Annotated in this window: 22 protein-coding genes and 1 tRNA gene; 17 read left to right on the forward strand and 6 right to left on the reverse strand. The window is 72.2% G+C overall.

Annotated elements, in window-relative coordinates:
* Position 1: 1 nt before the first annotated feature.
* Positions 2-382, reverse strand: coding sequence for a roadblock/LC7 domain-containing protein (locus Ani05nite_RS22300; protein ID WP_203771029.1), 381 nt, complete (start codon positions 380-382; stop codon positions 2-4).
* A 421-nt stretch (positions 383-803) separates the two neighbouring features.
* Here Ani05nite_RS22300 and Ani05nite_RS22305 point away from each other — a divergent pair, with 421 nt between their 5' ends.
* Positions 804-1,169, forward strand: coding sequence for a VOC family protein (locus Ani05nite_RS22305; protein WP_203771031.1), 366 nt, complete (start codon positions 804-806; stop codon positions 1,167-1,169).
* Here the strand turns inward: Ani05nite_RS22305 and Ani05nite_RS22310 are convergent.
* Positions 1,159-2,748 carry a methyl-accepting chemotaxis protein gene (locus Ani05nite_RS22310; protein WP_239130491.1) on the reverse strand — a complete coding sequence of 530 codons (1,590 nt, stop codon included), beginning with the start codon at positions 2,746-2,748 and terminating at the stop codon, positions 1,159-1,161. The two genes, Ani05nite_RS22305 and Ani05nite_RS22310, sit on opposite strands and share 11 nt — an antisense overlap.
* A 44-nt stretch (positions 2,749-2,792) precedes the next feature.
* On the opposite strand from Ani05nite_RS22310, the gene Ani05nite_RS22315 reads away from it, so the two are divergent.
* From Ani05nite_RS22315 to Ani05nite_RS22380, 14 genes are all read left to right on the forward strand, one after another.
* Positions 2,793-4,013, forward strand: a complete 1,221-nt coding sequence (locus Ani05nite_RS22315) for a deoxyguanosinetriphosphate triphosphohydrolase (protein ID WP_203771033.1) — start codon at positions 2,793-2,795, stop codon at positions 4,011-4,013.
* Between the two features lie 19 nt (positions 4,014-4,032).
* Positions 4,033-5,880 (forward strand): DNA primase, encoded by a 1,848-nt coding sequence (gene dnaG, locus Ani05nite_RS22320; RefSeq protein WP_203771035.1) that lies wholly within the window; start codon positions 4,033-4,035, stop codon positions 5,878-5,880.
* Positions 5,877-6,407, forward strand: coding sequence for a hypothetical protein (locus Ani05nite_RS22325; RefSeq protein ID WP_203771036.1), 531 nt, complete (start codon positions 5,877-5,879; stop codon positions 6,405-6,407). Before dnaG ends, Ani05nite_RS22325 begins: the two co-directional genes overlap by 4 nt.
* Before the next feature lie 33 nt (positions 6,408-6,440).
* The gene (locus Ani05nite_RS22330; RefSeq protein ID WP_203771038.1) at positions 6,441-7,361 is read left to right on the forward strand and encodes an ABC transporter ATP-binding protein; all 921 of its coding nucleotides are present in this window, start codon (positions 6,441-6,443) and stop codon (positions 7,359-7,361) included.
* A gap of 84 nt (positions 7,362-7,445) precedes the next feature.
* Positions 7,446-8,198 carry an ABC transporter permease gene (locus Ani05nite_RS22335; RefSeq protein WP_203771040.1) on the forward strand — a complete coding sequence of 251 codons (753 nt, stop codon included), beginning with the start codon at positions 7,446-7,448 and terminating at the stop codon, positions 8,196-8,198.
* A 13-nt stretch (positions 8,199-8,211) separates the two neighbouring features.
* Positions 8,212-9,021 carry an ABC transporter permease gene (locus Ani05nite_RS22340; protein WP_203771042.1) on the forward strand — a complete coding sequence of 270 codons (810 nt, stop codon included), beginning with the start codon at positions 8,212-8,214 and terminating at the stop codon, positions 9,019-9,021.
* A 149-nt stretch (positions 9,022-9,170) separates the two neighbouring features.
* Complete coding sequence (locus tag Ani05nite_RS22345; RefSeq protein WP_203771043.1) at positions 9,171-10,253, forward strand: YihY/virulence factor BrkB family protein; 1,083 nt, start codon at positions 9,171-9,173, stop codon at positions 10,251-10,253.
* 1,639 nt (positions 10,254-11,892) lie between these two features.
* The gene (locus Ani05nite_RS22350; RefSeq protein WP_203771045.1) at positions 11,893-13,071 is read left to right on the forward strand and encodes an ROK family transcriptional regulator; all 1,179 of its coding nucleotides are present in this window, start codon (positions 11,893-11,895) and stop codon (positions 13,069-13,071) included.
* A 326-nt stretch (positions 13,072-13,397) separates the two neighbouring features.
* The gene (locus tag Ani05nite_RS22355; protein ID WP_203771047.1) at positions 13,398-14,900 is read left to right on the forward strand and encodes a sugar ABC transporter ATP-binding protein; all 1,503 of its coding nucleotides are present in this window, start codon (positions 13,398-13,400) and stop codon (positions 14,898-14,900) included.
* Positions 14,897-15,970 carry an ABC transporter permease gene (locus tag Ani05nite_RS22360; protein ID WP_203771048.1) on the forward strand — a complete coding sequence of 358 codons (1,074 nt, stop codon included), beginning with the start codon at positions 14,897-14,899 and terminating at the stop codon, positions 15,968-15,970. The genes Ani05nite_RS22355 and Ani05nite_RS22360 overlap by 4 nt, the downstream gene beginning before the upstream one ends.
* 61 nt (positions 15,971-16,031) lie before the next feature.
* Entirely contained in the window at positions 16,032-17,075 is a 1,044-nt protein-coding gene (locus tag Ani05nite_RS22365; protein ID WP_203771050.1) for a substrate-binding domain-containing protein, read from the forward strand.
* A gap of 35 nt (positions 17,076-17,110) precedes the next feature.
* Positions 17,111-18,295, forward strand: a complete 1,185-nt coding sequence (locus Ani05nite_RS22370) for a Gfo/Idh/MocA family protein (protein WP_203771052.1) — start codon at positions 17,111-17,113, stop codon at positions 18,293-18,295.
* A gap of 510 nt (positions 18,296-18,805) precedes the next feature.
* Complete coding sequence (locus tag Ani05nite_RS22375; protein ID WP_203771054.1) at positions 18,806-19,903, forward strand: apurinic/apyrimidinic endonuclease family protein; 1,098 nt, start codon at positions 18,806-18,808, stop codon at positions 19,901-19,903.
* Positions 19,904-20,086: 183 nt separating this feature from the next.
* Positions 20,087-21,094, forward strand: a complete 1,008-nt coding sequence (locus Ani05nite_RS22380; RefSeq protein WP_203771055.1) for a sugar phosphate isomerase/epimerase family protein — start codon at positions 20,087-20,089, stop codon at positions 21,092-21,094.
* 55 nt (positions 21,095-21,149) lie between these two features.
* Here Ani05nite_RS22380 and Ani05nite_RS22385 read toward each other — a convergent pair whose 3' ends face one another.
* Positions 21,150-21,470, reverse strand: a complete 321-nt coding sequence (locus tag Ani05nite_RS22385; protein ID WP_203771057.1) for a hypothetical protein — start codon at positions 21,468-21,470, stop codon at positions 21,150-21,152.
* A gap of 208 nt (positions 21,471-21,678) precedes the next feature.
* Between Ani05nite_RS22385 and Ani05nite_RS22390 the strand changes: the two genes are divergently transcribed.
* A tRNA-Asn gene (locus Ani05nite_RS22390) sits at positions 21,679-21,751 on the forward strand.
* A gap of 281 nt (positions 21,752-22,032) precedes the next feature.
* Positions 22,033-22,674: a class I SAM-dependent methyltransferase gene (locus tag Ani05nite_RS22395; protein WP_239130492.1), complete on the forward strand. Its 642-nt coding sequence runs from the start codon at positions 22,033-22,035 to the stop codon at positions 22,672-22,674.
* Here Ani05nite_RS22395 and Ani05nite_RS22400 read toward each other — a convergent pair.
* From Ani05nite_RS22400 to Ani05nite_RS22410, 3 genes are read right to left on the reverse strand one after another with little or no spacing between them, the layout of a single operon-like run.
* On the reverse strand, positions 22,671-23,687 hold the full coding sequence (locus Ani05nite_RS22400) for a prenyltransferase/squalene oxidase repeat-containing protein (RefSeq protein WP_203771061.1): 1,017 nt from the start codon (positions 23,685-23,687) through the stop codon (positions 22,671-22,673). The genes Ani05nite_RS22395 and Ani05nite_RS22400 overlap by 4 nt on opposite strands.
* Positions 23,684-24,418 (reverse strand): class I SAM-dependent methyltransferase, encoded by a 735-nt coding sequence (locus Ani05nite_RS22405; RefSeq protein ID WP_203771062.1) that lies wholly within the window; start codon positions 24,416-24,418, stop codon positions 23,684-23,686. The genes Ani05nite_RS22400 and Ani05nite_RS22405 overlap by 4 nt, the downstream gene beginning before the upstream one ends.
* A complete protein-coding gene (locus Ani05nite_RS22410) occupies positions 24,412-25,659 on the reverse strand; it encodes a glycosyltransferase family 4 protein (protein ID WP_239130493.1) in 1,248 nt (415 codons plus the stop codon). Before Ani05nite_RS22410 ends, Ani05nite_RS22405 begins: the two co-directional genes overlap by 7 nt.
* Between the last annotated feature and the right edge of the window lie 192 nt (positions 25,660-25,851).

A 25,851-nucleotide genomic window follows, 5' to 3' on the forward strand; every position in this document is an offset into this window, starting at 1 on the left:
ATCAGGTCGCCACGAGGTCCTCGGCGAGCGCCTGCATGCGGCGCCGGGCCACGGCGAGGTTGCCGCGGACCCGGTCCAGCCACACGTAGAGCACCAGCCGGCTGTCGAAATCGGTCTGGACGAGCCGCAGCAGGTGGTAGCCCCCCGCGGTCGTGATGATCAGGTCTTCGAGCAGGTCGTGCGGTATCGCCGAGACGAACAGCGACCTGCTCTGGGCGGCCTGCACGACGTCCGCCGTGCCCGCGGCCGCCGCGTCGTGGTCGGAGTTGGGTGCGGCTCCGGTCGCGGCGACCGGGAAGCCGGTGGTGTAGTCGACGATGCTGGCGCCGATCGCGCCCGGTATCGCCATGGCCTCCTGCAGGCAGTTCTCAACCCCGGGCACATCTCTCCTCAGCCGAGCGATGCTCCCGCCGTTCGCCGTACCCGGCCGTTGGCGGGACTGCCGGGCTCCTTTGCCACGGCCGGCCGGGGTGGTGCTGGTCGAGCCGGTCCCGGATCTTGCCGTCCGCGCCGTCACAATGGGCCATCCTGCGGCCACGTCGGGATCTTCGGTCGCACCCGTTGTGCGTCATCGTCTTCGATGCTCATCTCGTTGTGGATGCGCGTGGTCGGCCGCGCCGGGCGGCAGCGTCCCGGTACGCCCGCCCTCGACTCCTCGGACCGACGGCATCGACCTTTGCGGGGAGTCTGTGGTGCCATTGCGGGGCAGGGCGCACGGGCGGTGCGTCGTTCCGTCGTCATCCCGCCGCCGGGTGCGCGTAACATGATCGCCACTTTCGATGGCGTCACGTGAGGGAGAGCCGATGCCCAGTCAGTGGGAGCAGGTCGTTGTCGACGCGGAGGACCCGGCACGGCTGGCCCGCTGGTGGGCGGAGGCCCTGGGCTATCGGATCGTGCACGAGGAGCCGGACGAGGTGGAGATCCGGCGTACCCCCGACACCCTGCCCGGCCTGCTGTTCACGCCCGTGCCGGAGGCCAAGAAGGGCAAGAACCGCCTGCACCTCGACCTGCGCCCGGACGACCAGGAGGCCGAGGTCGAGCGGCTGGTGGACATGGGCGCCCGGCCGGTGGACATCGGCCAGCACGACGTGAGCTGGGTGGTGCTCGCCGACCCGGAGGGCAACGAGTTCTGCGTGCTGTCCTCGCGCAAGCCCCCGGCTAGTACCTGAACTGACCGATCAGCCCCTGGATCTCGTCCGCGGCGGCGCTGACCCGCTCGGCCGAGCGCCGGGTGGTGTTCGCGCTCTCGGCGGTCTCCCCGGTGGACGCGGTGATGCCGGTGACCGTGCCGCTGATCTCGGTGGCCGCGGTGGACACCTCGCCGACGTTGCGGGCCATCAGCTCGGTGGTCGCCGACTGCTCCTCGACCGCCACGGCGATGGTCCGCTGGCCGTCGTCGATGCGGGTGATGACCCCGGCGATGGCGTCGATGGCGGCCGCCGTCCGGCCGGTCATGTCCTGGATGGCGGCGATCCGGGCGGTGATGTCGCTGGTCGCCCGCGCGGTCTCCTGGGCCAGGTCCTTGACCTCGGAGGCGACGACGGCGAAGCCCTTGCCCATGTCGCCGGCCCGGGCCGCCTCGATCGTGGCGTTGAGCGCGAGCAGGTTGGTCTGCTCGGCGATCGCGGTGATCAGCCGCACGATGTCGCCGATCTCCCGGCTGGCGTCGCTGAGCGTGCCGACCAGGGTCGTGGTGGCGGCGGCGTTCTCGCTGGCGGTCGCCGTCGTGGTCGCGGCGTCCGTGGTCTGCCGGGCGATCTCCCGGATGGAGGCCGACAGCTCCTCGGTCGCGGCCATCATGTCGGTCACCGAATGCGACACCTGCCGCGCCGCGCTGTCGGCGCTGCGGGCCTGCCCGGAGGTCTGCTCGGCCGAGGCGTCCAGCCGCCCGGCCAGGTCGCGCAGGTCGCCGCTGGCCGCGGTCAGCGCGCCGGCGCCGGCCGCCGTGGCGGCCACGGTGGTGCGGATGGCGGCGAGGGCCTCGTTCAGCGCCCGGGCCATCTCGCCGAGTTCGTCCCGGCGCGCGACCGGCACCTCGACGGTCAGGTCGCGGCCGGCGGCGGCCCGCAGCGCGGCCACCATCTGCCGCAACGGGCCGCGCACGGCCCGGATGGTGAGCAGCGCGGCCGCGGCCGTGAGGCCCGCTCCGGCCAGCCCGGCGGCCAGGATGAGCCAGTCGCTGGTACGCCCGGAGTCGTCGCCGATACGTCCTGCATCCTGCACCGCGGCCAGCATCGCGTCGTCGATGGCGCCGAGGTCCTCCTCCAGCGCCCCGAAGCTGTCCAGGAACTCCGGCAGCTTCGCCGCGGCGGCGGCATGATCGGTCGCGGCCAGCGCCACCAGCCCCTGGGCCGCCTCCCCGTACGCCACGACCTCGGGTCGCACCCGTGCGTACTCGGTGGCGAGCGTGGGCGGCGCCGCGGCCGCGGCCGCGTCGTACTTGGTCACCAGGGTCTCCACGTGCTCGCTCACCTCCGCCACGGCGTAGGCCTCCCGCTGCGCCGCGGTGGTGGCGTAGAGCGCCGACATGACGTCGGCGCGCAGGCCGTCGTGCATCATGTCGGCGTTCCACTGGCTGCTCATGCCGTCGCTGATCGCTGCCATGTCGGCGGTGGCCTTGGCCTGGTTCGCCGATCCCCACTGCGCGACGATGCCGACCAGGGCCACCGAGGCCACGCCTATCACCGCCATGAGCACCAGCCGGGCGACGATGGTGAACCGTGACCGGGTGTGCGAATCGGACTCCACATCATTCGCATCGGCCGGTGGGACGGACGCCTTAGGGTGGGGACATGACGGACGGCGATGCCCATCGCTGGGTGCGCGAGCCCGCCAAGGACAGCGGTTACGGGCGCACCCAGTACGAGCGTGACCGGGCCCGCGTCCTGCACTCCGCCGGCTTCCGCCGGCTCGCCGCCAAGACCCAGGTGCACACCGCCGGCTCCGACGACTTCCTGCGGACCCGGCTGACCCACTCGCTCGAGGTCGCCCAGATCTCCCGCGAGATGGGCGCCCGGCTGGGCTGCGACCCGGACGTGGTGGACGTGGCCGGGCTGGCCCACGACATCGGCCACCCGCCCTTCGGGCACAACGGCGAGGCCGCGCTGCACGCGGCCGCCCAGCCCTGCGGCGGCTTCGAGGGCAACGCGCAGACCCTGCGGGTGCTGACCCGGCTGGAGGCCAAGGTCGACGGCGCCGGGCTCAACCTCACCCGCGCCTCGCTCGACGCCAGCTGCAAGTACCCCTGGCCGCGGGTCCCCGGCCGGCGCAAGTTCGGCGTGTACGACGACGACCGCCCGGTCTTCGACTGGATCCGCCGCACCGCGCCCGCCGGCGAACGCCGCTGCCTGGAGGCCCAGGTCATGGACTGGGCCGACGACGTGGCCTACTCCGTGCACGACGTCGAGGACGGCGTGCACGGCCGCTACCTGTCGCTCCGGCCGCTGCTGCACGACGCCGGCGAGCGGGCCGAACTGTGCGCCGACGTGGCCGCCACCTACTCCGACGAGACGCCGGAGGCGCTGGGCGAGGCCCTGCGGCTGCTGCTGGCCGACGAGGTGGTGACCGCCGTCGCCGACTACGACGGCGGCTACCGCTCTCAGGTCGCCCTCAAACGGATGACCAGCGTCCTGACCGGCCGCTTCGTCTCCTCGGCGGTCGGCGCGACGCACAGCCGGCACGGCTCCGACCCGGTCCGCCGCTACGCCGTCGACCTCATCGTCCCGCGCACCGTCCGTAACCAGTGCGCGCTGCTCAAGGGCATGGCGCTGCGCTACGTGATGCGCGCCCGGGCCGCCGAGCAGTGGTACGAACACCAGCGCGAGATCCTCATCGACCTGGTGGCCGTCCTCGGCGAGCGCGCACCGGCGCACCTGGACCCGATGTTCGCCGAGCTGTGGAAGGCCGCGGAGACGGACGCGGCGCGGTTGCGCGTGGTCATCGACCAGGTCGCCTCGCTGACCGACCCGGCGGCCGTCGCCTGGCACCGGACCCTGATGGCAGCGGGCCGGTGAGGCGAGGCAGTATGTAGCCGTGGCGGGCAGGGTCAAGGACGAGGACATCGCGCTGGTCCGCGACCGGACCTCGATCGCGGACATCATCAACGAGACCGTGACGCTGCGCTCGGCCGGCGGCGGCAACCTCAAGGGGCTGTGCCCGTTCCACGACGAGAAGACCCCGTCGTTCACCGTCTCGCCCGCCCGAAATGTTTACTTTTGCCACGGCTGCGGGGCGGGCGGCGACGCCATCAAGTTCCTCATGGACGCCGAGCACCTGACCTTCCTCGAGTCCGTCGAGCGGCTGGCCGGCCGGGCCGGCATCCAGCTGCGCTACGACGAGTCCGGCTTCAAGAACGACGGCCCGCGCCAGCAGCCGGGCCAGAAGCAGCGCCTGATCGCCGCGCACGCCGCCGCCGCCCAGTTCTACGCCGAGCAGTTGTCCACGCCCGGCGCCCGCAAGGCCCGCGAGTTCCTCGCCCAGCGGGGCTTCGGCCGCGACGCCGCGGAGAAGTACGGCTGCGGCTTCGCCCCCGACGGCTGGGACCTGCTGGCCAAGCACCTGCGGCAGAAGGGCTTCACGGCCGAGGAGCTGACCGTCGGCGGCCTGGCCAAGCCGGCCCGTTCCGGCTCGCTCATCGACCGGTTCCGCCGCCGCCTGCTGTGGCCGATCCGGGACCTGACCGGCGACGTGATCGGCTTCGGCGCCCGCAAGCTGTTCGACGACGACGACGGCCCGAAGTACCTGAACACCCCGGAGTCGCCGCTCTACAAGAAGTCGCACGTGCTCTACGGCATCGACCACGCCAAGCGGGAGATGGCCAAGCAGGGCCGGGCGGTGATCGTCGAGGGCTACACCGACGTGATGGCCTGTCACGAGGCCGGCGAGCCGACGGCCGTGGCGACCTGCGGCACGGCCTTCGGTATCGACCACATCGGGGTGCTGCGGCGGCTGCTGATGGACAGCGACAGCTTCACCGGCGAGATCATCTACACCTTCGACGGGGACGCGGCCGGGCAGAAGGCGGCGCTGCGGGCGTTCGAGGAGGACCAGCGTTTCGTCGGGCGTACCTTCATCGCGGTCAGCCCGGACAACATGGACCCTTGCGAGCTGCGGCTGGCCCGCGGTGACCTGGCGGTCCGGGACATGATCGCGAGCCGGGAGCCGCTGGTCGACTTCGCGCTGCGGCAGACGCTGGCCCGCTTCGATCTGGACACCGTCGAGGGCCGGGTGGAGGCCATGCGCAAGGCCGCGCCGCTGGTGGCCAAGATCAAGGACCGGGAGAAGCGTCCCGAGTACGCCCGCAAGCTCGCCGGCGATCTGGGCATGGACCTGGAGCCCGTGCAGCGCGCGGTGGCCGCCGCCTCCGCGCCGGAGCAGTCCGGGGCGCCGACCCCGCGCCGGCCGGCCGACAGCCCGCAGCGCCTGGTGGAACGCGAGGCGCTGAAGCTGGCCCTGCAGTATCCGGTGCTGGCCGGCCCGATGTTCGACGCGCTCGGCCCGGAGTGCTACGGCGACGCGGTCTTCCAGGGCATCCGCAAGGCCATCGCGGCCGCCGGCGGGACCGCGGCGGCCACCGGCGGCGCCGGCTGGATCGAGTCGGTCCGCGACGCCTGTGACGATCTGGGCGGCAAGGCCCTGGTCGGCGAGCTGGCGGTGGTGCCGCTGCACGTCGACGGCGAGGCCGATCTGCGGTACGTGCAGGTGACGCTGGCCCGGTTGCAGGTGGGGGCGGTCACCACCCGGATCAAGGAGCTGAAGTCCAAGGTGCAGCGGATCAACCCGGTCGCCCACAAGGACGAGTACCTGGCCCTGGCCGGGGAGCTCTTCTCCCTCGAACAGCACGCGCGCGCCCTGCGCGACCAAGCGGCAGGTGGATTGTGAGTCTCTTCCGTCGGCGTCCCAAGCTCCCCGCCGCGCTGCGGCCGGCCCTCGAGGCGGAGGAACGCGTCCTGGCCTGGGCCCACGTCGGTGAGCCGGGCGACCAGGTGCTGGTGGCCACCAACCGGGGCCTGTGGCTGCCCGGCGGCGAGCGGCTCGGCTGGCACGAGATCCACAAGGTGGCCTGGTCCGGCCGTGAGCTGCTGATCACGCCGGCCGAGGTGGCCCAGCAGCGCGACGGTTACACCGTGCAGGTCGACGCGCCGGTGCGGGGCTTCCTGCTGCTGGAGCCGGGGGAGCTGCCCGACCAGGTGCGCACCCGGGTGACGCGGTCGGTGGCGTACACCTCGCACCACCCGCTGCCGCCCAACGGCGGCGTCCGGGTGGTCGGCCGCCGGGTCAGCGGGGTGGACGGCCTGAGCTGGGCGGTGCGGTACGACGCGAAGACGGCGGTGGACGCCGAGCCGATCATCGAGGTCACCGATCAGCTCGTGGGTTCGGCGCGGGAGGCCACCACCCCGCCGGCCTGATTTCTGTCGGACCCCTTCACTAGGGTCGGTCGGGTGACGCTCATTCACGCCCGGGGGCTGGTCAAACGGTTCGGCGACTTCACCGCGGTCGACGGCATCGACGTCGACGTGCAGCGCGGGGAGGCGTTCGGCTTCCTGGGCCCCAACGGCGCGGGCAAGAGCTCGACCATGCGCATGATCGGCTGTGTCTCGCCGCCCACCGGCGGTGTGCTGCGCATCCTCGACCTGGATCCGCACCGCGACGGCCCGGCGATCCGCGCCCGGCTGGGCGTCTGCCCGCAGCTCGACAATCTCGACCTCGAGCTGACCGTGCGGGAAAACCTGACCACGTATGCCCGCTTCTTCGGCATCCCGCGCAAGGTGGCCCGCGCCCGCGCCGACGAGCTGCTCGACTTCGTCCAGCTCACCGAGCGCGCCGGCAGCAAGGTCGAGCCGCTGTCCGGCGGCATGAAGAGGCGGCTGACGATCGCCCGGGCGCTGGTCAACGAGCCCGAGATCGTGCTGCTCGACGAGCCCACCACCGGCCTCGACCCGCAGGCCCGCCACCTGGTGTGGGAGCGGCTGTTCCGGCTCAAGCAGCAGGGGGTGACGCTCGTGCTGACCACTCACTACATGGACGAGGCCGAGCAGCTCTGCGACCGCCTGGTGGTGATGGACGGCGGCCGGATCGTGGCCGAGGGCTCACCGCGGGCCCTGATCGAGCGGTATTCCACCCGTGAGGTGGTCGAGCTGCGGTTCAACGCCGAGTCCCAGGACGTCTTCGCGGGCAAGCTGGCCGGCGTGGGGGAGCGGCTGGAGGTGCTGCCCGACCGCATCCTGCTCTACGTGGCCGACGGCGACGACGCGGTGGCCGAGGTGCAGCGGCGGGCGTTGAGCCCGGCCAGCGTGCTGGTGCGCCGCAGCAGCCTGGAGGACGTCTTCCTGCACCTGACGGGCCGGACCCTTGTCGACTGAGACTCTCGTGCGCCCGGTCCGTGGCGGCGGGCAGCGCGGCGCCCCGCCGGTCGGCACCGAGACGATGCGCCGGCGGGGTCCCCGATGACGCGCTTCGTGCTGGAATACCACCTGGTCGCGTACCGCCGGGTCTGGCGGGGCAGTGTGCTGTCGTCGTTCGTGCTGCCGCTGCTGACCATGCTCGGCTTCGGGGTGGGGGTCGGGACGTACGTCACCGGCGGCGTCGACGGGGTGCCCTACCTGGACTGGATCGTGCCCGGCCTGATCGCGTCCACCGCCATGCAGGTCGCGATCGGCGACTCGTCCTGGCCGGTGCTGGGCGGTTTCGAGTGGCAGCGGATCTACTTCGGGCAGGCGGCCGCCCCGCTGCGGGTGGCCGACATCCTGGACGGGCATCTGGCGTTCGTGGTGTTCCGCACGCTGACCAGCTGCGCGGCGTTCCTCGTGATCGCCACCGCGTTCGGCGCGATGCACTCGTGGTGGGCGCTGGCGACGCTCCCGGTCGCCGCGCTGGTCGGCCTGGCGGTGGCCACCCCGACGTTTGCGTACGCGGCGACGATCCGCGTCGACAGCTACCTGGCGGTGCTGTTCCGGCTCGGCGTGATCCCGATGTCGCTGTTCTCCGGGGTGTTCTTCCCGGTGGAGTCGCTGCTGGGCCCGTTGCGCTGGATCGCGTACGCGCTGCCGCTGTGGCACGGCGTGGAGCTGAGCCGGGCCGCCACGCTGGGCGTCGCGCCGGCCTGGTCGCTGGTGGGGCACGTGCTCTATCTGTCCCTGTGGGCGGGCGCCGGCTGGCTGCTGGCCCACCGGCAGTTCACCCGCCGGCTCGTGGTGTGAGGGAGGACCTGACGTGGTGACCCTGATCCTGCCGCGGCTGATCTCGTTCGAGGGCGCCGGCCGCCGGTCGTCGTCCGTGGTCGAACGCAACGCGACGACGCTGCAGTCGTCGTACTGGCTGGTGCTGGCCTCGGGCTTCCTGGAGCCGGTCCTCTACCTGTTCTCGATCGGCGTCGGGGTGGGCCGGCTGATCGGTGACCTGACGCTGCCCGACGGCCGGGTGATCGGCTACGCGGCGTTCGTCGCCCCGGCCATGCTGGCGTCGTCGGCGATGAGCGGGGCGCTGTCGGAGACCACCTTCAACTTCTTCGGCAAGATGAAGTTCATGAAGCTGTACGACGGGATGCTGGCCACCCCGCTACGGCCGATCGAGATCGCCCTGGGCGAGCTGGTCTGGGCGATGATCCGGGGCGCCCTCTACGCGGCGGCGTTCCTGGTGATCATGGTGGCGATGGGGCTGACCACCGCGGGCCTGGCCGTGCTCGCGTTCGCGGCGGCGGTGCTGGTGGGCTTCGCCTTCGGCGGGGTCGGGATGGCACTGTCCACGTTCATGCGCAGCTGGCAGGAGTTCGACCTGGTGGCGTCGGTGCAGTTCGCGCTGTTCCTGTTCTCCGGCACGTTCGTCCCGGCCCAGGCCTATCCGCCGGTGCTGCGCTGGGTGGTCGAGGTGACGCCGCTGTACCGCTCGGTCGATCTGATCCGCGCGGTCACCACCGGCTCGGTCGGCTGGCGGCAGGCGCTGGACGTGGTCTACCTGCTGGTGCTGTTCGCGCTCGGCCTGGCCGTGGCGGGCCGCCGGATGGGCCAGCTGCTCTGCAAGTAGCTGAAAGGTGGCTGAGATCGGGTGATTAGACCGGTGTGACAGCGGGCACCACCCACGGTGAGGTCGTCTTTCGTGCGCGGTGTGTCTCCGGGGCACGACGGCGGAAGCCGGCCGACCGGACCACGCCGCACCGCCCGGAGGGACCCGTCATGAAGCTGCACAAGGACCACGACACGAAGGACGAGGCCGCCGAGCAGGCCGAGGACAGGGCCAGGCACGACGTCTCGACCACCAGGACGGCGTCGGACAAGGAAGCCGATCTGTCCGCGCCCAGCCCCGACGCCGGCCCCGACAACCCGGCGAAGCTGAAGGGCAAGGGCATCTTCGCGGCGCTCAAGCGCACGGTCAAGCAGTTCTCCGAGGACAACGTCACGGACTGGGCCGCCGCCCTCACGTACTACGGCGTGCTGTCCATCTTCCCGGGCGTGCTGGTTCTCGTGTCGATCCTGGGCATGCTCAGCGACAACGGTCAGAAGACGGTGCAGGACACGGTCAGCGAGATCGCGCCGAACCAGATCAAGGACCTCCTCGACCAGGTGCTCAACCAGGTCTCCGACCCGGGCACGGCCGGCTTCGCGGCGATCCTGGGTCTGGCGACGGCGTTCTGGTCGGCGTCCGGCTACATCGGCGCCTTCATGCGCGCCTCGAACGCCATCTACGACGTGCCCGAGGGCCGGCCGATCTGGAAGACCCTGCCGATCCGCCTCGGCGTCACCGCGGTGGTCGGCCTCATGCTGATCCTCTCGGCCGTCATCGTGGTCTTCACCGGCGACCTGGCGCAGGCGGTGGGCGACAGCATCGGGCTGGGCTCGGCCGCCGTGACGACCTGGAACATCGCCAAGTGGCCGGTCCTGATCATCCTGGTCAGCCTGATGTTCGCGATCCTCTACTGGGCCTCCCCGAACGCCAAGACCGGCGGCTTCCGCTGGGTCAGCCCGGGCGGCATCTTCGCCGTCGTGATCTGGCTGATCGCCTCCGGCGCGTTCGCGCTGTACCTGGCGAACTTCGCCAACTACAACAAGACGTACGGCACCCTCGGCGGCGTCATCGCCTTCCTGGTCTGGCTGTGGATCTCGAACATCGCCATCATGCTGGGCGCCGAACTCGACGCCGAACTGGAACGGGGCCGGGCCATCGCGGCCGGCCACCCGGCCGACGACGAGCCGTTCCTCCAGCTGCGCGACGACCGCAAGCTCAAGAAGGGCAGCGAAAAGGGCCTGAGCACCAACTAGCGCCCACCCAGCCCGTAGCCGACGGCCGCGACCCCGCTCTTGGGGGCCGCGGCCGTTCGCTGTTCCCGGCGCGGTTGTGTCACGGGTCGGGGATCTCGCGTGGAACGCTCCAGACCGCTCCCGTTCCAGCCCTGGCCCAGCCCGGCCTGGTCGAGCCCGGGTTGGTCCGACCAGGGGCTTGGCCACGCCGACCCCGTCACTCTGGAGCTAAGCGCTGGGCTCGCGGCATCTGGCTGTGGAGCGGTCGCTCGGCATGACGGGCTTCATGAGGCTGGGCGGCTTGCCGCGCGGGGGTCTTACCTCGTGGCGATGGGCACGGCTCTATCGGCCAGGTGAAGCCTGTCCGACGGGCGCATCCCTTCGCGGAACTGACCGCAAGATCGTCCGCAGCCCGCAGCCCGCAGCCCGCAGCCCGCAGCCCGCAGCCCGCAGCCGGCAGCCGGCAGCCGGCAGCCGGCAGCCGCAGCCGCAGCCGCAGCCGCAGCCGCAGCCCCCAGCCGGCAGCCGCAGCCCGCAGCCGCAGCTCGCACCCCTCAGCCGGCTGCACCGGCCGCCCCGGCAGCGACAAGGAGACCTTGTTGAGTGCTGACCACATAGAGGCCATATCTCACCAAGATCCGTCAGGAAGCGCCCGGGCCCACCGGGATCGGGCACCGCGGGGGTCCATGACGCCGTGCGTCATGCATCGTTCGGGCGGCGGCGTGGCAAGGACAGCCGCGCGTATTCGTGTCGGCGGCAACCGCCAGGTCGATTCCGCTGACAGGCACCGTGCTTGCTGCCGGCCAGCGCCGTGCCGTCGTTGGCGATGACGTTCGTGCTGCCCGCAATGCCGTCGGCAGCCACGGATCGGAGCTTCGCACGGGGGTGTTTTCGAGCCGCGATGCCCGCAGGCGCCCCGTGACCCAGTGCCTTGAACCAACGTCGTCGGTAATGCCGGCCGGCATGTGGCGGTAGCGCCTGCCCCGCACCTCGCGGCAAGTGCCCGCCCGCCCGCGACGGTAGTGCGCGGCCCACCCACGGCGGTAGCGCTTACCCCCACACCTCGCGGCAAGTGCCCGCCCGCAACGGTAGAGCACGGCCCACCCACGGCGGTGGCGCCTGCCCTACACCTCGCGACAGTGCCCCGCTCGCCTGCGGCGGTAGGTGCGCGGCCGGCCCGCGGCGGTAGGTGCGCGACCCGCACCTCGCGTTAGTGCGGCGGCCCGCCCGCGGCGGTAGTGCCCGGCCCGCCCCCGCGTAGTGCCCAGCCCGCCCGCGTAGTGCCCAGCCCGCCCGCGTAGTGCCCAGCCGGCCCGCGTAGTGCGCAGCCCGCCCGCGTAGTGTCTGGCCCGCCTGGGCAGCGCCCGGCTCGCCTGGGCAGCGCCCGGCTCGCCTGGGCAGTGGCCCGCCTGCGCAGCGGCCCGACCTCACCTCCCCTCGATGCCCCCACTGCCCGCTGCCAGTCCCACATCAACCCTTCCCGCACCCCGCGACCTCGCCCCAACCAGCAACACCTCTCCCACCCCACCCCACTTTTGAATCAGACGACAAAAGTTTGTGGTGATCATCGAGAAGGTATGGACTCAGGAGCCGGAAGGGCCCTAGTGTGACGGGCGTGACACCGTCCCGTTTCGGCGGTGTGAACGGCCGGAGGTTGCCCGTGCATGTCGTCGACGCCCCCCATTTGCGCCTGTTGCGCCTGCTGCGGGACGAGGGTCCGATCTCTCGCGCCGAGCTCGGTGACCGGCTCGATCTGACCCGTCCCCGCCTGCTCGCCGAGGTCGAGCGGCTCGTCGCCGCCGGCTACATCGCCGAGGCCGGCATGGCCGCCTCGCGCGGGGGACGCCGTTCCACGCTGGTGGAGTTGCAGCCGCGGTTGCGGTTCGCCGCCGTCGATCTCGGCGCCAGCTCGATCGACATCGAGGTCACCAACGGGCGGCTGGAGCCCGTCGCCGCGTACGGGGAGAGCGCCGACATCCGGTCCGGGCCGAAGGTCATTCTGCACCGGGTGAACGAGTTGCTCGCCAAGGCGCGCACCGACGGCGCCTTCGAGCGGCTCGACGCTGTCGGCATCGGGGTGCCCGGGCCGGTGAGTTTCCGGGACGGCGTGCCGGTGTCGCCGCCGATCATGCCGGGCTGGGACAGGTATCCGGTGCGTGAGTTGCTGGCGCGCGAGCACGGCTGCCCGGCAGTCGTGGACAACGACGTCAACATCATGGCCATCGGGGAGCGGCACGGCGGGGTCGCCCACTCCGTGGACGACTTCCTCTTCGTCAAGATCGGTACGGGCATCGGCTGCGGCATCCACCTCGGCGGCGGTGTCTACCGGGGAGTGGACGGCTGCGCGGGCGACATCGGCCACATCCAGGTCGACGCGCACGGGCCGATGTGTTCCTGCGGCAACGCCGGTTGCCTGGAGGCGTTGTTCAGCGGCGCCGCCCTGTCGCGGGACGCCGCCGCGGCGGCGCGCAGCGGCGAGTCGCCGGCCCTCGCCGAACGGCTGGCGGCCAACGGCGAGATCAGCGCCCGCGATGTGGCTGAGGGCGCCGCGGAGGGCGACGTCACCTGCATCCGTCTCATCCGCGACGGTGGCCGCCGGGTCGGCGCGACGCTGGCCACGCTGGTGAGCTTCGCGAACCCGTCGATGATCGTCATCGGGGGCGGGCTCGCCCAGCTCGGCCACATCCTGCTGGCCGAGATCCGCAGCGTGGTCTACCGCCGCTCGCTTCCGCTGGCCACCGGCAACCTTCCGGTGGTGCTCAGCGAGCTGGGCGCCCGGGCCGGCGTGAGCGGCGCGGCCGTCCTCGCCAGCGACACGGCCTTCGAGCAGGCGTCATGACCACCCCCGACCCGGCCCGCCCCGGCCGGTCCGCCGACAGCCCGGCCCCCGGAAGCGCCGGCGCCGCGATCCCCGAGCAGCCGGCGGGAGACCGCCCGCCGCCCACGGAACGACGCGCGAGCGAAGGGCACTCCGCGAGCGCCGACCGCCCGGCAGCGCGAGACGAGCCCGCGCCCGCGCCCGAGGGACGGCACGCGCCGGAGGGACAGCCCGCGCCCGAAGGACAGCCCGCGGCCGGCGATCGCCCGGCGACGGAAGACGGACACACGCCCGGAGAACAGCCCGCGCCCGAAGGAAAGCCCGACCGCCCCAACCTCGGCGACGTCGTGCTCCGCCTCGACGGCGTGGTCAAGACCTTCCCCGGCGTGCGCGCCCTCGACGGCGTCCAGCTGGAGGTCCGCGCCGGGGAGGTGCACTGCCTGCTCGGCCAGAACGGCGCCGGCAAGTCCACTCTCATCAAGGTGCTCGCCGGCGTGCACCGGGCCGACGAGGGCAGCATCACCTGGCTGGGCCAGCCCTTCGCCCCGGCCAGCCCGCAGGCCGCCATGCGTGCCGGTATCGCCACGATCTACCAGGAGCTCGACCTGGTCGACGATCTGTCCGTGGCCGAGAACGCCTTCCTCGGCCACGAGGAGAGCCGCGCCGGCTTCCTGCGCCGGCGCTCCACCGCGTACCGGACGAGGCAGATCCTGGCCCGGCTCGGGCACGACCACATCTCCCCGCGCCGCCTGGTCCGGTCGCTGCCCGCGGCCGGCAAGCAGATCGTCAGCATGGCCCGTGCGCTCTCGCACGACGCCCGGCTGATCGTCATGGACGAGCCCAGCGCCGTGCTCGCCCACGACGAGGTGCGGAACCTGTTCCGGATCATCCGGGAGCTCACCGCGCAGGGCATCGCGGTCATCTACATCTCGCACCGGCTGGAGGAGATCCGCGACATCGGCGACCGGGTCACCGTGCTCAAGGACGGCCGCACCACCGCCGCCAACCTGCCCGCGCGCAGCACGCCGACCCGGGAGCTGGTCAGCCGGATGACCGGGCGGACCATCGAGTACGTCTTCCCGCCGCGCGCGTCCACCGCCGCCACCGAGCCGCTGCTGCAGGTGGAGGGGCTGACCCGGGAGGGCGAGTTCGCCGACGCGTCGCTGAGCGTGCGGGCCGGCGAGATCGTCGGCATCGCCGGGCTGGTCGGCTCGGGGCGTTCGGAGCTGCTCGAGACCATCTTCGGGGCGCGCCGGGCGGACCGCGGGACCGTCACCCTCAACGGTAAGCGGATCACCTCCATCGGCGGCGCGGTGCGGGCCGGCATGGGGATGGCCCCGGAGGAGCGCAAAAGCCAGGCGTTGCTGCTGGACGAGCCGATCTACCGGAACATGACGTTGTCGAGCTTCGCCGGCTACGCGCGCGGCGGTTTCACCGACACCGGCAAGGAGCGGGCCGCCGCCGCGGAGACCGCCGCCGCGCTGGAGCTGCGCCCGCGGGGGGACGTGAACCGTCCGATCCGGACATTGTCCGGCGGCAACCAGCAGAAGGTCGTGGTCGGGCGGTGGCTGCTCGGGGGGACGAAGCTGCTGCTGCTCGACGAGCCCACCCGGGGCGTGGACGTGGGCGCCCGGGCCGAGCTCTACCAGGTCATCCACGACCTGGCCGCCCGCGGGGTGGGCGTGCTGATGGTCTCCAGCGAGGTTCCCGAGGTGCTCGGCCTGGCCGACCGGGTGCTGGTCATGCGCGAGGGGCACCTCATCCACGAGGCGCCGGCGAGCGAGATCGACGAAGCCACTGTTCTTGATCTCGTCATGGCGGGATCTCTGATGGAAGGGGAGCCGGCATGACGGATCAGACGACCAAGGCGAGCCTGCCGGCGCAGAGTCCGCCGGTCGAGGCGCCGCCCGCCCAGGCGCGGGCCCGGGGCAACTGGTTCAAGAGCGACGGCGCCGAGCCGCTGCGCCGCAATCTCGGGCTGATCGGCGTCCTCGTGGTGCTGGTGATCATCGGCGCCGCCACCCGGCCCGAGCTGTACGGCGACGCCACCTGGGTGAAGAACAACACCTTCACGATCCTGCAGCAGGCGTCCGCGATCGGCGTGGTCACCGTCGGCATGACCTTCGTGATCATCGGCGGGGGCATCGACCTGTCGGTCGGCGCGATCATCGCGGTGGCCGGCGTCTGGTCGACCACGCTGGCCACGCAGAGCTACGGCACCGCCGGCATGATCTTCACGGCCCTGGTGGTCGGGGTCGTGGTCGGGCTCATCAACGGCGTGCTGATCTCGTACGGCCGGCTGGTGCCGTTCATCGCGACCCTGGCCATGATGGTCGCGGCCCGGGGCGTGGCGGCGCAGATCTCCGGCAAGCAGACCCAGGTGTCGGCCAACACCACGATCAACTCGATCGCCAGCACCCGGTGGCTCGGCATCCCGGTGCTGGTCTACATCCTGGCCCTGGTCGTGGCCGCGGGCTGGGTGCTGCTGAACCGCACCACCTTCGGCCGCCGCACGGTGGCCGTGGGCGGCAACCCGGAGGCCGCCCGGCTCGCCGGCATCAACGTCAAGTTCCACACGCTGCTGCTGTACGCGCTGTCCGGCCTCTGCTGCGGCATCGCGGCGATCATGTTGACGTCCCAGGCGACCAGTGCGCAGGCCGCCATGGCGAACCTCTACGAACTGGACGCGATCGCCGCGGCGATCATCGGTGGCACGCTGCTCAGCGGCGGCCGCGGCACCATCATCGGCGCGCTCTTCGGCGTGCTGGTGTTCTCCACCATCACCAACCTCTTCGCGATCAACAACCTCTCCACCGAGGCCCAGAACATGGTCAAGGGCGCCATCATCGTCGCGGCCGTGCTGGTCCAGCAGTTCCGTTACAAGTCTCTCACCCAACTCCTGGGTCGTTCCTCGAGCTGACCAACCCCCCACACCCACCACGGCGACCGGTGACGGCCGCCCGGTCACCCCTGGAGAAAACATGTCGAACCTGTCCCGCCGCCGCATCCTGTTCGGGAGCGCCGCGGTCGGCGCCGGCGCTCTGCTGACCGCCTGCACCAGCAACACGCCGCAGGAGAACACGCAGGTGAACACCAACAACGAGGAGGCGAACCCGAACGCCGCCCCGGGCCAGAAGGTGGTCATCGGCTTCTCCGCCCCGGCGGCCGACCACGGCTGGATCGCCGCCATCACCAACAACGCCAAGGCCCAGGCGGGCGCGTACTCCGACGTGGAGCTGCGGGCCGTCGAGGCCGGCGCGGACGCCGCCACCCAGCGGGCGGCGCTGGCCACCCTGATCGCGCAGAAGCCGACCGTGCTGGTGATGCTGCCGCACGACGGCAAGGAGCTGAACGCCGTCGGGCTGGAGGCCATGCGGGCCGGCATCCCGGTGGTCAACCTGGACCGGGCGTTCCCGGACCGGGCCGCGTACCGGCTGCAGATCAAGGGCGACAACTTCGGCATGGGCATCGCCGCCGGCACCTACATCGGCCAGCAGCTCAAGTCCAAGGGGGTCAGCAACCCGGTGATCGGCGAGATCCCCGGCATCGACTCCCTGGAGCTGACCCAGGAGCGGTCGAAGGGCTTCGCCGAGGCGCTGGCGACCTTCGGCTTCAAGGTGGCCAACCGGCGCCCGGCGGACTTCACCGCCGACGGCGGCCAGCGGGCCGCGACCGACCTGCTGCAGGCGCTGCCCAAGATGGACGCGCTCTGGAACCACGACGACGACCAGGGCATCGGCGTGCTCGCGGCGGTCAACCAGACCAACCGCAAGGAGTTCTTCATGGTCGGCGGCGCCGGCTCCAAGGCCGCCATCGACGCGATCACGGCCGACAACAGCGTGCTCAAGGCAACGGTGACCTACAGCCCGTCGATGGCCTCGTCGGCGATCTCGCTGGCCCGGTTGATCGGCCAGAACAAGGGCATGTCCGACCTGGTGGAGCTGCAGGTGCCCAAGGAGATCACGCTCGCCTCCGAGACGATCACCAAGGAGAACGCCGCCAAGTACGCCAAGCTCGGCTTCTGAGCGGGTCCGTCCACTTTCGTCGTAAAGGAGATCTCATGGGGCAGCTGCGGGTCGGCATGGTCGGGTACGCGTTCATGGGCGCCGCGCACTCCCAGGCCTGGCGCACCGTCAACCACGCCTTCGACCTGCCGCTGTCGGCCCGGATGTCGGTCGTCTGCGGCCGCGACGAGGAGAAGGTCGCGGCCGCGGCGGCCAAGCTCGGCTGGGCGGCGCACGCCACCGACTGGCGCTCGGTCGTCGAGCGCGACGACATCGATCTGATCGACATCTGCACGCCGGGGGACACCCACCGGGAGATCGCGCTGGCCGCGCTGGCCGCCGGCAAGCATGTGCTCTGCGAGAAACCCCTGGCCAACTCGGTGGCCGAGGCCCGGGAGATGGCCGAGGCGGCGGCCCGGGCCCGGTCCCGGGGGGTACGGGCGATGTGCGCGTTCAACTATCGCCGGGTCCCCGCGGTCGCGCTGATGCGGCAGCTGGTGGCCGACGGCCGGATCGGCACGATCCGCCACGTCCGCGCCGTCTACCTGCAGGACTGGATCGTCGACCCGGAATTCCCGCTGGTCTGGCGGCTGCGCCGGGACGTGGCGGGCTCCGGCGCGCTGGGCGACATCGGCGCGCACATCGTCGACCTGACCCAGTACGTCACCGGGCAGTCGATCACCGGCGTGAGCGCGCTGACCGAGACCTTCGTCAAGGAGCGGCCGCTGCCCACCGCGGCCGCCGGCCTGTCGGCGGAGGGCAACGGCAGCACGGGCCGCGGACAGGTCACCGTGGACGACGCCGCGCTGTTCCTGGCCCGGCTGGACGGGGGAGCGGTGGCCACGTATGAGGCGACCCGGTTCGCCACCGGCCGCAAGAACGGGCTGCGGGTGGAGCTGAACGGCTCGCGGGGCTCGCTGGTGTTCGACTTCGAGCGGATGAACGAGCTGGAGTTCTACGACGCCACGCTACCCGCCGCCGAACAGGGGTTCAGCACGATCCTGGTGACCGAGCCGGACCACCCGTACATGGCGGCGTGGTGGCCGGCGGGGCACCCGATCGGGTACGAGCACACTTTCACCCACGAGGTCCGGGACCTGATCGAGGCGGTCGCCGCCGGTCAGGACCCCACGCCGTCGTTCGCCGACGCGTTGCAGGTGCAGCTGGTCCTAGACGCGGTCGAGCGTTCGGCCGCGGCGTCCGCCTGGGTGGATGTGGAGGCGGTGCTGGCCAGCGTGTGAGAAGCCTCCGCCGTACGCCGCGAGGGACGAACCGGTTGCGCCCCGGTTCGTCGGGCGTACGACGGAGCGGCTGTCCGGCATCGACCGACCGGGTTCCCGGCCGGTGCCGGACAGCCGCGGGACATCCGCACGTGTAGCCGTTCCGTGCGTGTCCAAGTGTGCATTTGATGAACAGATAACGCTCTCTGCGGTGGTGTGTCGACTTGCCGTACGGGGCGTTCCCGGGCAGCTCACGACGGGCGGTGGGATCGGCCGACGCCGATGCCACCGCCCTTTGTAGATCAAGTCTGTGCCGCTCACGGCGTCGCACGGCGGGTACGCCGCTGATCCGGCAGGCGGTCGAGTCTCGTACCGGAGGGCAGACAACCCCACGGATGGAGGCGTCATGGCACCCCGCCGGTCCGCCACGACAGCGTCGGAAACCCGCGGCATCGTGGTCCATACTGGACGCTGCACGAACCGATGCACGTGCGAATGCACCGGTGACGCCCCGCTCCAGGAGGGATTCTGATGCGTCTGCGCCACCACTCGGGCCGGGTCGTCCACCTGAGCCACGGCACCCACGAGCGGCCCGCCCGGGATCTCCCGGCCGTCGTCGAGCACCTCGACGCGTACGCCGCCGTCCGTGACCGGCTGGCCGTGGAGACCCTCGGGGTCAGCCTCTGGCTCCCGCCCACCCTCGCCGCCGCCCTCGCGATCGATGGGCGCTCCCGTACCCGGCTGCGTGCCGAGATCGCCGCCCGCGGGCTGGAGATCGTCACGCTGAGCGGAGCGCCCTGGGCCGAGGGCGGCGACGAGGACCCCGTCACCCCCGACTGGAGCGAGCCGGCCCGGCTGGAGTACACCCTCGACCTGGCCCGCATCCTGACCGACCTGATGCCCGAGGACGCCGTCCGCGGCGCGGTGACCACCATCGGCCTGGGCCCGCGGGCCGGCTGGGACGCCGCCAAGCAGAAGGCGAGCGCCCGGATCCTGTCCCGGCTCTCCGCCGGCCTGGCCGAGGTGGCCTGGCACACCGGCCGGGCCGTCCGCGTCGGCTTCCAGCCCGAGCCGGGCTTCGTGCTCGACCGCGCCGAAGCGATCGTCGAGGCGTTCGGCCGGCTCGACCGCGAGCGCCTCGGCGTCAGCCTCGACCTCGCCCACCTGGCCTGCACCTGGCAGGGGCCGGTGGCCGTGCTCGACCAGCTCGCCGCGGCCGGCATCGCGGTCATCCGGGCCCGGATCGCCGCCGCCCTGGAGGCGGTGGATCCGATCGCGTCCGCCGAGGCCCTGCGCGGGTACGTCGAGCCGGGCCACCCCCGCCCGGTCACCAACCCCGCCGGCGACCAGGCCGCCGACCTGGCCGAGGCGCTGCGCGACTTCCCGCCGGGCCCGTGGCGGGTACGCTGCCACATCCCGCTGCACACCCCGCCCGCGCCGCCGCTGACGGCCACCACGGAGGTGTGGCAGGCCGCCCTGCGGCACCTGACCGGCGGCGCCCATCCCGGCACCGAATACCTGGCCGTCGAGTCCTCCGCCGGGGGCGCCGGCGCCGAGATCGCGTACCTGATGGGTTTCCTGGGTGAGCTCGGCCTGTCGCCGCCCGCCGAAGCCTGCGCCGCGCACTGATCGCGGGGGTTCCGCGGCCGCGGCCGCGGCTCTAGAGTCGAGGCGGGCGCCGCCGTGACGGGCGGGCCGGCCGGGAGGCGCAAACCCGGTCCGGCCGCGACGTCAGCACGGCTGTGCCCTCGGCCCGCCGCCCTCGCGCGGGCCACCGGAACCCTCTTCGTGCAGCACGAATTGGGAGATGACATGGCGCGACCCATCACGCTCTTCACCGGCCAGTGGGCCGACCTGCCCTTCGACGAGGTCTGCCGGCTGGCCGCCGAGTGGGGCTACGACGGCCTGGAGATCGCCTGCTGGGGCGACCACTTCGAGGTCGACCGGGCGCTGGCCGAGGACGACTACGTCGAGCGCAAGCGTGAACAGCTGGCCAAGCACAACCTGAAGGTCTTCGCGATCTCCAACCACCTGGTCGGCCAGGCGGTCTGCGACCACCCGATCGACGAGCGGCACCAGGACATCCTGCCCGCGGCGATCTGGGGCGACGGCGAGGCCGAGGGGGTACGGCAGCGCGCCGCCGAGCGGATGAAGGACACCGCCCGGGCCGCCGCCAAGCTCGGCGTGGACACCGTGGTCGGCTTCACCGGCTCCTCGATCTGGCACACCGTGGCCATGTTCCCGCCGGTCCCGCCGGCCATGATCGAACGCGGCTACCAGGACTTCGCCGACCGCTGGAACCCGATCCTGGACGTCTTCGACGCCGAAGGGGTGCGGTTCGCCCACGAGGTCCACCCCAGCGAGATCGCGTACGACTACTGGACCACCCGGCGCACCCTGGAGGCGATCGGCAACCGGCCCGCCTTCGGGCTCAACTGGGACCCGTCGCACTTCGTCTGGCAGGACCTCGACCCGGTCAACTTCATCCTCGAGTTCGCCGAGAAGATCTACCACGTCGACTGCAAGGACGCGAAGGTCCGTACCGGCGACGGCCGCCGCGGCCGGATGTCCTCCCACCTGCCGTGGGCCGACCTGCGCCGGGGCTGGGACTTCGTCTCGACCGGGCACGGCGACGTGCCGTGGGAGGACTGCTTCCGCGCGCTGAACGCGATCGGCTACACCGGGCCGCTGTCCGTGGAGTGGGAGGACGCCGGCATGGACCGCCTGGTCGGCGCCCCGGAGGCGCTGCAGTTCGTGCGCCGGCTGGCCTTCGACGCGCCCAGCGCGGCCTTCGACGCGGCCTTCTCGTCGTCCTCCTGAACCGCCAAAGGCCCGGTCCACCGTCGGTGGGCCGGGCCTTGAGAAGCGGTACTTGTCAGTACGTGGTGCCGGTGCCGTTCGAGGAGGTCATCCCGGACCCGCTGGTGGACAGCGTGCTGGTCTCGGAGCCCGTGCCGGAGGTGGTGCTGGCGGACTTGAGCTTCTCACCGAGCTTGGACTCGTTGAGCTTGTCCTTGCCCTCGGTGTAGAGCTTGTTGGCCTGCGCCTGGGCGACTCCGGCGGCCTCCTGGACCGTCGGGTGCTCCCACACCTTCTTGGCGTTGGCGGTGATCTCTTCGTACTTCTCCCGGCCGGCACGGCTGCCCAGGACGAAGCCCGCCGCGAGACCCGTGATGAACATGAGCTTTCCGCGCATGGCGGCTCCTTCCGTTCGGTGACGCTCGTGCGTCGAACAGGTGCTTACCCATCCTGCACCGCACTCATGCCCCCGGTCCGGGTTTCATCCCCGTTACGCGCGGCCCGGCGTGCCGGGTCACCCGTTTTCACCCGGGTGCCTCGGTCATGTATTGTCATTCCGGTCGCCACGACGATCCGCGGGAGCGGGAAGTCGGGCGTCGGCACGATCCCCTGTAGCTCAATTGGCAGAGCAGCCGGCTGTTAACCGGCAGGTTACTGGTTCGAGTCCAGTCGGGGGAGCGAGAAGGCGGAGGCCCCTGTTCGCGGAGAGCGCGAACTGGGGCCTTCTCTCGTATGCCGGCTCAGGGGGCCGAGCCCCCTGAAACCCCCACGGTGCGGTGGTGGCGGTGGGTGGGCCGGTTGCGGTGAGGGAGCCGGTGGCGCTGGGTGGGCCGGTGGCGCTGGGTAGGCCGGTGGCGGTGAGTGGGCCGGTGGCGCTGGGTAGGCCGGTGGCGCTGGGTAGGCCGGTGGCGCTGGGTAGGCCGGTGGCGGTGGGGGGCCGTGGCACAATCTGGCCCATGGTGAGCGATCTTCCTATGGATGACCGGCTGCGGGAGATCGCGGAAGACACCCGCGGGTTCATGCCGCCGGACGAGGGCCTGGCGCTGTACGCGGCCGGGCTGGCCGCCGGCGAGCTCGGCGATCTGCTGGAGATCGGGACGTACTGCGGTAAGTCGACCGTCTACCTCGGCGCCGCGGCCCGGGCCCGGGGACGCCGGGTGGTCACGGTCGACCATCATCACGGGTCCGAGGAGCACCAGCCGGGCTGGGAGTACCACGAGCCCGACCTGGTCGACCCCGAGACCGGACGGATCGACACGCTGCCCACCTTCCGGCGCACGATGCACCGGGCCGGGCTGGAGGACGTGGTCGTGGCGCTCGTCGGCTCCTCCGGCGCCACCGCGGCGCTGTGGGGCCGGCCGGTCGCCCTGGTCTTCATCGACGGCGGGCACACCGACCGGGCCGCGGCCCAGGACTACGAGGGCTGGACGCCGCACCTGGCCCCCGGCGGCCTGCTCGTCATCCACGACGTCTTCCCCGACCCGCGCGACGGCGGGCAGGCGCCGTACCGGATCTACCGGCGGGCACTGGACAGCGGGGACTTCACCGAGTCGGCCGCGGACGGCCGGGGTTCGCTGCGGGTGCTGCGCCGGGTTCGCTAGTCCTCCGGGGTCGCGAAGACCCGGCTGGTCGCCGGCGCCCCCACGACGGCCGCGGCGGCGAGCACGACGGCGCCGGCCGTCCAGGTCGTCCGCTCCACCGGCCAGAAGGCGTCGTCCGGGTACACGTACCCGGTCCAGTACGAGCCGTCCTCGTACCGCAGCTTGTCCAGCCCGGCCAGCAGCTCCGCGGCGGTGGCGGTGTCGCCCGTGGCGCACAGCGCGAGCGCCAGCTCGCTGGTCTCGGCGGCGGTCACCCACGGGCGGTCGGCCACGCAGCGGGCGCCCAGGCCGGGCACCACGAACCGCTCCCAGTCGTCCGTCAGGCGTCGGCGCCGGGCGTCACCGCGCAGCGCCCCGCCGAGCACCGGGTAGTACCAGTCCATCGAGAAGCGGTGCCGCGGCGCGAACCGTTCGGGATGCCCGGTCAGCGCGCCGGCGAGCCGGTCGGCCGCCTGCCGCCAGCGCGGCCGGGCCAGCCCCAGGTGGGCGGCGACCGCCTGGGCGCCGCGCAGCCCGTGCAGGATGCTGCAGCAGCCGGTCAGCAACGCCTCGTCGGCCCGGGTGCCGGCCGGGCTGACCGCCCAGGCCACCTCGCCGCCCGGCAGCTGCAGGCCCAGCACGAAGTCGACCATGGCCTCCAGCGTGGGCCACATCCGGCGCAGGAAGACGGTGTCGCCGGTGCACAGCAGATGGTGCCAGAGCCCCACCCCGAGGTACGCGGCGAAGTTGGACTCCTTGGTGCTGTCCGTGACCACGCCGTCCTGGTAGCGGCTGTACCAGGAGCCGTCCGGGTTCTGCACCCGGCGCAGCCAGTCGTACGCCGCCCGGGCGGCCTCGTGCCGGCCGGCCGCGTCCAGGGCCATCGCCGCCTCGACGTGGTCCCACGGGTCGGTGTAACCGCCGGTGAACCACGGTATGGCGCCGTCGGGTTCCTGGGTCAGCAGGATGAACTCCACCGTACGGGTGATGGCCTCGTCGTCCAGCGGCCCGGCGCTGAGGAGGGTCTCGGTCATGCTGTGCCCGCCCGAGGCATGTTCTCCTTGTCGAGGTAGACCACGAAGCTCTTGCCGACCACCGGATTGAGCAGGCGTTCCGGGATCCGGGTCCACCACGGGCGGCGCATGATGTCGTGCACCAGCATCCGGTGGTACAGCCGCGGCAGCAGCGCGTCGTCGTTGTCCGGCCCGGCCAGGCACTTCAGCCACCAGTACGGCGAGTGCAGGGCGTGGGCGTGGTGCGTGCCCCGCGGGGTGAGCCCGGCCGCGCGCAGCCGCGACAGCAGCTGGCGGCGTCGGTAGATCCTGATGTGGCCGCCCTCGACCTCGTGGTAGGCGTCGGACAGCGCCCAGCAGATCCGCTCCGGCCACCAGCGCGGGACGGTGACCACGAGCATCCCGCCGGGCGCCAGCACCCGCTGCGCCTCGGCCATGACCGCACGGTCGTCCGGGATGTGCTCGAGCACCTCGGAGAGCACGACGACGGCGAATGAGCCGTCCGGGAACGGCAGCCGGCGCGCGTCGCCGCGCAGGGCCACCGCCGTGCCGCCCGGACCCTGCTCCCCGGCCTCGGTCATCGCCGCGAACATGTCCTTGACCTGGGCGATGTCCGTCGGGTTGAGGTCGACGGCGGTCACCTTCGCGCCGCGGCGGTACAGCTCGAAGGCGTGCCGGCCGGCGCCGCAGCCGAGGTCGAGGGCGTGGTCGCCGGGTTTCAGCGGCACCCGGTCGAAGTCGATGGTCAGCACCGGCCGGACCGTCCTTTCTGCGCGGCGATCGCCGCGCGGTAGCTGTCGGCGGTGCGTTCGGCACAGCGGGCCCAGGTGAACTGCTGCTCGACCCGTTCCCGGCCGGCCCGGCCCAATCGTTCGCGCTGCGCCGGATCGTCGAGCAGCTCGCGCAGGCTCTCCGCGATGGCCTCGGCGTCCGCCGGCGGCACCAGCCGGGCGGCGACCCCGTCGGGCCCGGCCACCTCGGGCAGGGCCCCGGCGGTGGTCGCGATCACCGGCAGCCCGCAGGCCATCGCCTCGACGACCGGCAGGGAGAACCCTTCGAACAGCGACGGGACCACCGCGATCTGCGAGCTGCGCAGGGTGTGGATGAGGTTGTCCTCGCTGAGCCGGCCGGTGAACCGGACGGTCGCCGCCCCGAACCGCTCGTGCAGGTCCTTGACCCGCCGCGGCTTGGCCTCGCCGATCACCACCAGCGTCGCCGGGCGGCCGGTACGCACCTTGGCGACCGCCTCCACCAGGTATTCCAGGCCCTTGAGGGGGACGTCGCTGCTGGCCGTGGTGACGATCTGGCCGGGGATCCGGGGGACCGCCGGGTCCGGGGCGAAGCGGTCGGGGTCGGTGCCGATGGGGACGGTGGTGATGCGCTCGGCCGGGACCCGCAGATGCTCGACGATCTCGTCGCGGGAGGCGCCCGAGACCGTCAGGACGCCCGGCAGCCGGCCGGCCACCTGCCGTTGCATGCGGGTGAAGCCGTACCAGCGGCGCAGCGACACCCGCCGGGACCGTGAGTCCGCCGCGGCCAGGTCCAGGGCGCGGTCGATCTGGATCGGATGGTGCACCGTGGTCACCAGCGGCAGGCCGTCGCGCAGCATCCCGAGCAGCCCGTAGCCGAGGGTCTGGTTGTCGTGCACCACGTCGTAGCGGCCGGGGGACGCCTTGAGCAGCCGGCGGGCCCGCAGCGAGAAGGTGAGCGGCTCGGGGAAGCCCGCGGTCATCATCGTGGCCACCTCCACGACGTCGATCCAGTCGCGGTACTCGCGCAGCGCGGGCATCCGGAACGGGTCGGGCTGGCGGTAGAGGTCCAGGCTGGGCACCCGGACCAGCGTCACGCCGGGGTCGAGCTCCGGATAGGGCGGTCCGGAGAGGACGTCGACCCGGTGCCCGAGCCGGGTCAGCTCCCGGCTCAGGTGCCGGACGTAGATTCCCTGGCCGCCGCAGGTCGGGTTGCCGCGATAGGTCAGGAGCGCGATGCGCACCGTCGAACCTCCCACTGTCGTCTCCCACCGGGCCGCCTGCGCGATCTTGCCCAACCTAGCGGATGGACCCCGACACGGCGGCCCGCGTCGATGGGTCACTCGCGCGGCGGCGGGCCGCGGTTCCGCTTTCCCCTGCTGAGAACCCGCTGCGCCGTTAGGCTGGGCCTGCTCTGTCTGTCCTCCAGTGAGGTG

The sequence above is a fragment of the Actinoplanes nipponensis genome (assembly GCF_016862275.1).
Taxonomy (GTDB): Bacteria; Actinomycetota; Actinomycetes; order Mycobacteriales; family Micromonosporaceae; genus Actinoplanes; species Actinoplanes nipponensis.

What these genes read in the sequence shown, in the direction of transcription:
- Ani05nite_RS22400 (WP_203771061.1), bottom strand. Translation starts at nt 23,687, where the DNA reads ATGACCGAGACCCTCCTCAGCGCCGGGCCGCTGGACGACGAGGCCATC.
- Ani05nite_RS22380 (WP_203771055.1), top strand. Translation starts at nt 20,087, where the DNA reads ATGGCGCGACCCATCACGCTCTTCACCGGCCAGTGGGCCGACCTGCCC.
- Ani05nite_RS22315 (WP_203771033.1), top strand. Translation starts at nt 2,793, where the DNA reads ATGACGGACGGCGATGCCCATCGCTGGGTGCGCGAGCCCGCCAAGGAC.
- Ani05nite_RS22335 (WP_203771040.1), top strand. Translation starts at nt 7,446, where the DNA reads ATGACGCGCTTCGTGCTGGAATACCACCTGGTCGCGTACCGCCGGGTC.
- Ani05nite_RS22305 (WP_203771031.1), top strand. Translation starts at nt 804, where the DNA reads ATGCCCAGTCAGTGGGAGCAGGTCGTTGTCGACGCGGAGGACCCGGCA.
- Ani05nite_RS22385 (WP_203771057.1), bottom strand. Translation starts at nt 21,470, where the DNA reads ATGCGCGGAAAGCTCATGTTCATCACGGGTCTCGCGGCGGGCTTCGTC.
- Ani05nite_RS22375 (WP_203771054.1), top strand. Translation starts at nt 18,806, where the DNA reads ATGCGTCTGCGCCACCACTCGGGCCGGGTCGTCCACCTGAGCCACGGC.
- Ani05nite_RS22365 (WP_203771050.1), top strand. Translation starts at nt 16,032, where the DNA reads ATGTCGAACCTGTCCCGCCGCCGCATCCTGTTCGGGAGCGCCGCGGTC.
- Ani05nite_RS22345 (WP_203771043.1), top strand. Translation starts at nt 9,171, where the DNA reads ATGAAGCTGCACAAGGACCACGACACGAAGGACGAGGCCGCCGAGCAG.
- Ani05nite_RS22370 (WP_203771052.1), top strand. Translation starts at nt 17,111, where the DNA reads ATGGGGCAGCTGCGGGTCGGCATGGTCGGGTACGCGTTCATGGGCGCC.
- Ani05nite_RS22360 (WP_203771048.1), top strand. Translation starts at nt 14,897, where the DNA reads ATGACGGATCAGACGACCAAGGCGAGCCTGCCGGCGCAGAGTCCGCCG.